The following is a 6,522-nucleotide window of genomic DNA, read 5'->3' as shown; positions in this document are numbered from 1 at the left end:
TAGTGCGAGCATCTTGCTCGCTAAAATCTAAAACATCTTACCCACTCGAAAATCAAATACTTTCTCCAGATGCATTATCTAAGGAAGCTGTTCGGCGAACGCTACTGATATTTTGATCGATAATAACAATAATAAAACTAATATTCGATTAAAAAACTTATTAAATTTCCCAACTCCCAATTCCCAATTCCCAATTCCCAATTCCCAATTCCCAATTCCCAATTCCCGATTCCCAATTCCCAATTCCCCATTCCCAATTCCCTATGTCAAATTCAGCGTTTGAAAGAGTAATTGTTCCCCCAATGGATGAGTACAATCAGAAGTTGATTGAAAACCTGCATCCAAACGATCGCAATAATCCCGAACCAGCTGACTGTTACGATCTGGTGGTAATTGGTGCGGGTGCTGCGGGTTTAGTAACTTCTGCGGGTGCTGCTGGGTTAGGTGTGGGTTTGAAGGTGGCTTTGATTGAAAAGCATCTCATGGGTGGAGATTGTACTAATGTGGGTTGCATTCCTTCTAAATCCTTGATTCGTTCTGCTCGTGTTGTCGGTGAAATGTGGAATGCGAAAGAGTACGGAATTCACATTCCCCAACAGGTAGAAGTTGATTTTCCCGCAGTCATGGAACGGATGAGAAAATTGCGATCGCAAATCAGTTATGTTGATTCGGTTGACCGCTTTACCAACATTGGTATGGATGTATTTCTGGGTACGGCAAGTTTTACCGGCAGTGATACGATTGAAGTTGCTGGCAAAATTCTCAAGTTTAAAAAAGCTGTAATTGCTACGGGAGCAAGAGCTACACATCCCGATATTCCAGGTATCAAAGAAGCAAAATATCTGACTAACGAAACCGTATTTTCCCTAACTCAATTACCGCGACGTTTAGCAATAATTGGTGGTGGTCCTATCGGTTGTGAATTAGCTCAAGCTTTCAACCGTTTTGGTAGCGAAGTGACGATTTTGCATCGGGGTTCCCATATTTTAAATAAAGAAGATAGCGACGCTGCGGAAATTGTACAAAAAGTATTTCAACGTGAAAAAATCAATTTGGTTTTAAGTTCTCAAATAGAGCGAGTAGAAGGTACATCTGAAGGTAAGAAAATTTACTATACCAGCAACGGTAAACAAGATTTTATTATCGTAGATGAAATTTTAGTCGGTGCGGGAAGAACTCCGAATGTTGAAGGTTTGAATTTAGAAACTGTTGGTGTTGAATATGACAGTAAAGGTGTAAAAGTAAATGATTTTCTCCAAACTACAAATCCGAAGATTTTCGCAGCAGGTGACATCTGTTTGAGTCAAAAATTTACCCATATGGCAGATGCTACAGCACGGATTGTAATTCAAAATGCTTTATTTACTCCCTTTGGTTTGGGACGTAAAAAACTCAGCGATTTAGTTGTACCTTGGGTAACATTTACCGACCCAGAAATTGCCCATGTAGGAATGTATGAAAGCGAAGCACGAGAAAAAGGATTTGAAGTAAATACTATTAAAATAGACTACGAAGATGTAGATAGAGCCATTACTGACGGTGAAACCCTAGGTTTTGTTAAAGTTCACCTCAAACAAGGTACCGATAAAATTCTTGGTGCAACTATAGTATCTCCCCATGCAGGTGAAACAATTTCCGAGGTGACTACAGCAATTGTAAATGGAATTGGGATGAATAAATTAAGCAGTGTAATTCATCCTTATCCTACCCAAGCTGAAGGAATAAAAAAAGCTGCCGATGCATATAAGCGGACTAAATTAACGGATGGGACGAGGAAGCTTTTGGGATTTTTGAATAAGTTTTCTTAGTTTACATATATCATTGGTGCGACAGTTGAAGTTCAACAAGGTTTAGCTATTTGGGCATCAAAAATCTTAGAATACGTTGATACTTATTATCAAGGTGATAGACAAAATGCGAGTGGTACTGATTTTTATAGATGTATATCGAAGACAGAGGAAATTTCCGAGAATATATTTTGAAAAGAAAATTTAGTTAGAAGCGTAGTAGATAACCAAAATTTATTAGCAACAAAATTAACAGAACTGAAATTTTTATAGAAAATCAACTTACGCATTGTTTAGAGATAGAAAATATCACTAATAGTCCTTGGAATACTATAGAATACCCAGTCCCAGAGAAAAGGAAAGGTGCAGCTACATCTTTAATTGAAGGTATAATAATTGAAAGTCGAAGTTTAGGGTTGAGCGATATCCTTAAATTATTCGCAGTCCCAGAAGCAAAGGAATTTTATCAAGATTTAGGATTTGAGGAAACTAATGGTTCGGGGGAGATGATACTTAGCTCTAATGCAGCATCTATGTTACTCCTTGACCTCGAACAAAAAAGGAATTCTACAAGTTTTGGTTAAATAAGGTTACAGCATATGTCACAGGAATCATCGCAGATAAAATCATCACCGCAAGTAGAATCATCAAAAACTTATCAACCAACACCCGAACAACTTGAAAGGTGGAAGCGCATTGATGAACTTGAATCAAGTTGTGCGACAGGATTTTTATCGCAAGAAGAACAAGATAAAAATGTAGAAAAGTTCTTTGCAACCGATTACATAGATTCACAACTTGAAAGATTACGCACTCACAGAAAAAAACTTATAGAAAAATTTAAATGGACTGAAGATTACGAAGAGTTACTGCTATTTGAAAAGCAGAAACAAAATGCTAAGTAATCGGGTATGGGTGACACAACGAGGACAACACCCGCAGTAGGTGCCGTCCCCTGACACCAAATATTAAATATTTTGGTGTTGGAACGCGACATCAATAAATTGATTGCTAGAATCAGTTGGTTGATTTTACAGGGGTAGGCGGATGAGCCGCGATTTACTTGAAAATTTTACTCGTCATCGTCCTAATTTCCATCTCTTCGGCACCACAAGCCGAGATACGAGACGAATTAAAAACCGTATCTTCAATCCTCGCAGACGGATGACAAACCAGTTATTAATAAATGTCCAAAGCCCCTTTCAAAGTATGCCAAGCTAAAGTAACGCATTTGACCCGCATGGGAAATTGAGAAACGCTTTGCATGATATTTAGCTTTTCCAAAGGTGGTTTAAATTCAGTTTCTCCCATCACCATCTTACGAAAATCTTCTATCATTAATAAAGTCTCCGATATATCCTTCCCTTTAACAGCACCAGCCATTAAATCCGTGGAAGCTAAACATAAAGCACATCCCGCACCTTCAAATTTAATATCTTCGATTTTTGTCTGCGTTTCATCTAACATTAACGTTAAATCAACTTTATCCCCGCAATAAGGATTTTCACCTTGATTTTGACGATGTATGTAATTAGTTTTACCTTTGTGTTGCGGTTTCCTTGCGTGAGATAAAATTATTTGTTGATAGCGTTGTCGTTGATTAGTAGCCATACCATTTTGGATTTTATATTACCCTGCGGGAAGACGCTTGCGCGTCAATAGATTTTGGATTAAGAGTTAGGAGTTAGGAATTAAATTAATAATTGTTCTCTGTTCCCGGTTCCCTATTTGTCAAAATAATTAAACGCGCTTCAGAATAAATAAACTCCCATCTCCTCCCCGTCCAATTCTTAACGTTTCATCTAAATATGTTACGTCAAGAGTGGGAATTCTACCTTGCGGATTATTTGCTTGCACAACTTTAAATGGATTGAGCTTTGGTGTTTGAATACCGAAAATCTTCTCAATTGACAAGTAGCGTTTATCGAAGTTTACGTTAATACGTTTATTAGTTTCTTCTGCTGCTGGCTCAAAAGTAGCTGTCACTTTGACGCTTCCAGAGACTAACCCTAAAGGATGTGTCACAAAAGCTAAATTAGAAAAAGATTTATTTGCAACATCAATTTCTTGATAAACTTTACCTATTTTTAAACCTAATGGCAGAGAAGATAAAGAACGGATTTCTCTGGCTGTAGAATATTGCAATAACCACTTTCCATTTAATAGAGCAGTCGCGTAAAGTAGCGGTTGGGGATTCGGATTAACTTCTTCTAATTCCCTTGTTAATTGTTCGATTTCTTCGACTAAGTTTTTGTTTAGAGTTAAATTTGTTACGGGAGAATCATCCTCAGATATAATCTTATCTAAGAGATTTTGGAGCTTTTCTTTTAACGGTAGCTGATTCAATGTTTGTTTTCCTTGATTTGATAGTTAATCCTTATCAATCAAAACCGTAACCGCAGCGATCGCAATTAACATTTCGTCATTTTTATCCTGCAAAATCTCAATTGCACGTCCTTCAACCATCATTCCCCCATCTTGGACGGTAAGACTTTTGCGACCAAAAGGCAATACGGCTAAAACCTCTTCTTCCCTTACCTGCTCGGGATAAGGTACGGCAATTTGCACTTCTACAATCATTTCATCTGGATCGCTCAAACCAGCAACTTCAAACACTCCGATTAATGCATTATTCGCGATCGCGTTTCTTACCGCTCTAGCAGCTGCAACAGTAGGTTCCTGTCCGTGCTGGTCTATACCCATTCCCATTTCAACGATAAATCTTTTACGTGCCATGATTGCCCCTGATAACTTTAGATTTCTTGAAATTTCCCATGATAATATATTCCCATCATGAATATCAATCGCCGAAGATTCATTACAACATTGGGAATAGCCGCTATTTCCAGCCAAATACCATCATTTGTCGTTCAAGCTCGGACTCCCAATACTATTATCAAGCCCCCACGTCTTAGATTAGGCGATACAGTAGGATTAATTAGCCCTGCTGGTATAGTTGATTCCGCAGACGTAGAACAAGCAAGACAAACATTTACCGCATTAGGTTTAAAAGTTAAGCTAGGCAGTCATATATTAGATAATTACGGTTACTTAGCAGGAATCGATCGCGATCGCGCTGGTGATGTCAACGCTATGTTCGCAGATAAATCTGTCAAAGCCATAATTGCCATGCGTGGTGGATGGGGCGGAAATCGCATTTTACCATTGCTCAACTATAATTCAATTCGCGCTAATCCTAAAATTATTATGGGATACAGCGATATTACATCTTTATTATTAGCAATTAATGCCCGTAGTGGACTTGTAACTTTTCACGGTCCAGTCGCTACTTCTACTTGGAATAACTTTACTTTAAAATATGTCAAAAGTATTTTATTCGACGCTCAAGCAGTGACAATGAATGATACTTTAATTACTCAACTGACTCGCGAAATCATTACACCGGGAAAAGCTAAAGGTAAATTAGTTGGTGGTAATTTATCGGTAATCAATTCCATGTTGGGTTCATCTTATCTACCTACATGGAAAGATAGTATTTTATTTGTAGAAGATATCGGCGAAGATGTTTACCGTGTAGATAGAATGTTAAATCAATTAAAAAATGCCGGAATCCTCAATCAACTATCAGGTTTTGTATTTGGACAATGTACCAGATGTAGCACTGGAGACGAACCTTCATTAACTTTAATCCAGGTATTACAAGAATATATTCGTCCCCTAAATATTCCCGCTTGGTATGGTTCAATGATTGGTCATATCAAAGATAAATTTACCCTCCCCATCGGTATAAAGGTAGAGATTGACGCAAATATTGGCATCATAAAAATGTTAGAAGCGGCTGTTAGTTAATTTAAAATTAATACTTATAGAAACGCTACTGATACAATTATTATTGTAGGGTGTGTGACGGTTCAACAAATTTTGTAGGTGGTTATAAGACTTGTAGCGTCACGCACCATCGGGGTAGGTGTGAGAATCTCGTATTTACTTATATGAAATATTTCAAATATCACGCAATAGGTAACGATTATATAGTTATCGATCCAAAAGATGTTCCTACTTTAACTTCCCAACAAATCAAAACAATTTGCCATCGAAATTTTGGGATTGGCTCCGACGGTATACTTTTCGGATCTTCAAAATCTGAGAAAGGGCAATTTTTACTGCGAATTTTTAACCCTGACGGTAGCGAAGCAGAGAAAAGTGGAAACGGATTAAGAATTTTCTCGCGTTATTTATGGGATACGCAATTAGTTAAAGAAGAACCATTTATTATCGAGACATTAGGAGGTTTAGTTAAATCGGCAGTTTTAGATAATGGTAAAACCGTCCGCGTAGAAATGGGGAAAGTCAGCTTTTGGAGCGATGAAATACCTGTAACAGGAGAACGTAGAGAAGTAATTTCCGAAAATATTACAGTTGAAGATAAAACCTTTAACTTTTGCGCTGCGACTATCGGAAATCCTCATTGTGTAATCCCATTATCTGAAATTACACCAGACTTAGCAAAGCAATATGGTCATTTTATCGAAACCCATGAATATTTCCCAAATCGCATCAACGTGCAATTTATGAAAGTACTTGATCGAGAAAACATTCAACTAGAAATTTGGGAAAGAGGTGCGGGTTACACATTAGCATCGGGAAGCAGTAGCAGTGCAGCAGCAGCAGTTGCACATCGTCTGAATTTATGCGATCGCTCAATTACCGTACATATGCCAGGGGGAGTTATTTTGATTGAAATTGGTGAAGATTATTCAATTCAGATGACAGG

At 37.8% G+C, this 6,522-nt stretch carries 8 protein-coding genes; 5 read left to right on the top strand and 3 right to left on the bottom strand.

Annotated elements, in window-relative coordinates; translation table 11 throughout:
• Positions 1 to 263 precede the first annotated feature (263 nt).
• The 3 genes from VB797_RS31815 to VB797_RS31805 all read left to right on the top strand — a co-directional run bounded on the left by VB797_RS31815 (position 264) and on the right by VB797_RS31805 (position 2,692).
• Positions 264 to 1,808, top strand: coding sequence for a mercuric reductase (locus VB797_RS31815; RefSeq protein ID WP_323241793.1), 1,545 nt, complete (start codon positions 264 to 266; stop codon positions 1,806 to 1,808).
• Positions 1,809 to 2,203: 395 nt separating this feature from the next.
• Complete coding sequence (locus VB797_RS31810) at positions 2,204 to 2,371, top strand: hypothetical protein (protein ID WP_323241792.1); 168 nt, start codon at positions 2,204 to 2,206, stop codon at positions 2,369 to 2,371.
• Between the two features lie 15 nt (positions 2,372 to 2,386).
• Complete coding sequence (locus VB797_RS31805; protein WP_323241791.1) at positions 2,387 to 2,692, top strand: hypothetical protein; 306 nt, start codon at positions 2,387 to 2,389, stop codon at positions 2,690 to 2,692.
• Between the two features lie 274 nt (positions 2,693 to 2,966).
• Here the strand turns inward: VB797_RS31805 and sufU are convergent, their stop codons facing one another.
• The 3 genes from sufU to VB797_RS31790 all read right to left on the bottom strand — a co-directional run bounded on the left by sufU (position 2,967) and on the right by VB797_RS31790 (position 4,523).
• Positions 2,967 to 3,398, bottom strand: coding sequence for a Fe-S cluster assembly sulfur transfer protein SufU (gene sufU / locus VB797_RS31800; protein ID WP_323241790.1), 432 nt, complete (start codon positions 3,396 to 3,398; stop codon positions 2,967 to 2,969).
• A 129-nt stretch (positions 3,399 to 3,527) separates the two neighbouring features.
• Positions 3,528 to 4,133 carry a PAP/fibrillin family protein gene (locus VB797_RS31795; protein ID WP_323241789.1) on the bottom strand — a complete coding sequence of 202 codons (606 nt, stop codon included), beginning with the start codon at positions 4,131 to 4,133 and terminating at the stop codon, positions 3,528 to 3,530.
• Between the two features lie 24 nt (positions 4,134 to 4,157).
• Positions 4,158 to 4,523: a Lin0512 family protein gene (locus tag VB797_RS31790; protein WP_323241788.1), complete on the bottom strand. Its 366-nt coding sequence runs from the start codon at positions 4,521 to 4,523 to the stop codon at positions 4,158 to 4,160.
• Positions 4,524 to 4,580: 57 nt separating this feature from the next.
• Here VB797_RS31790 and VB797_RS31785 point away from each other — a divergent pair, with 57 nt between their 5' ends.
• Positions 4,581 to 5,597, top strand: a complete 1,017-nt coding sequence (locus VB797_RS31785; protein ID WP_323241787.1) for an LD-carboxypeptidase — start codon at positions 4,581 to 4,583, stop codon at positions 5,595 to 5,597.
• Between the two features lie 143 nt (positions 5,598 to 5,740).
• On the top strand, positions 5,741 to 6,522 hold a 782-nt coding region (gene dapF / locus VB797_RS31780; protein ID WP_323241786.1), incomplete at its 3' end, for a diaminopimelate epimerase.

This window comes from Rivularia sp. UHCC 0363, assembly GCF_034931125.1.
In the GTDB taxonomy this organism is placed as follows: Bacteria; Cyanobacteriota; Cyanobacteriia; order Cyanobacteriales; family Nostocaceae; genus Rivularia.
Note: the sequence above shows the minus strand (reverse complement) of the source record. Positions and strands in the feature narration are given on the sequence as shown.

Bases quoted from the DNA above. Each gene is read 5' to 3' on its own strand.
- VB797_RS31815 (WP_323241793.1), top strand. From the start codon at position 264: ATGTCAAATTCAGCGTTTGAAAGAGTAATTGTTCCCCCAATGGATGAG.
- VB797_RS31805 (WP_323241791.1), top strand. From the start codon at position 2,387: ATGTCACAGGAATCATCGCAGATAAAATCATCACCGCAAGTAGAATCA.
- sufU (WP_323241790.1), bottom strand. From the start codon at position 3,398: ATGGCTACTAATCAACGACAACGCTATCAACAAATAATTTTATCTCAC.
- VB797_RS31790 (WP_323241788.1), bottom strand. From the start codon at position 4,523: ATGGCACGTAAAAGATTTATCGTTGAAATGGGAATGGGTATAGACCAG.
- VB797_RS31785 (WP_323241787.1), top strand. From the start codon at position 4,581: ATGAATATCAATCGCCGAAGATTCATTACAACATTGGGAATAGCCGCT.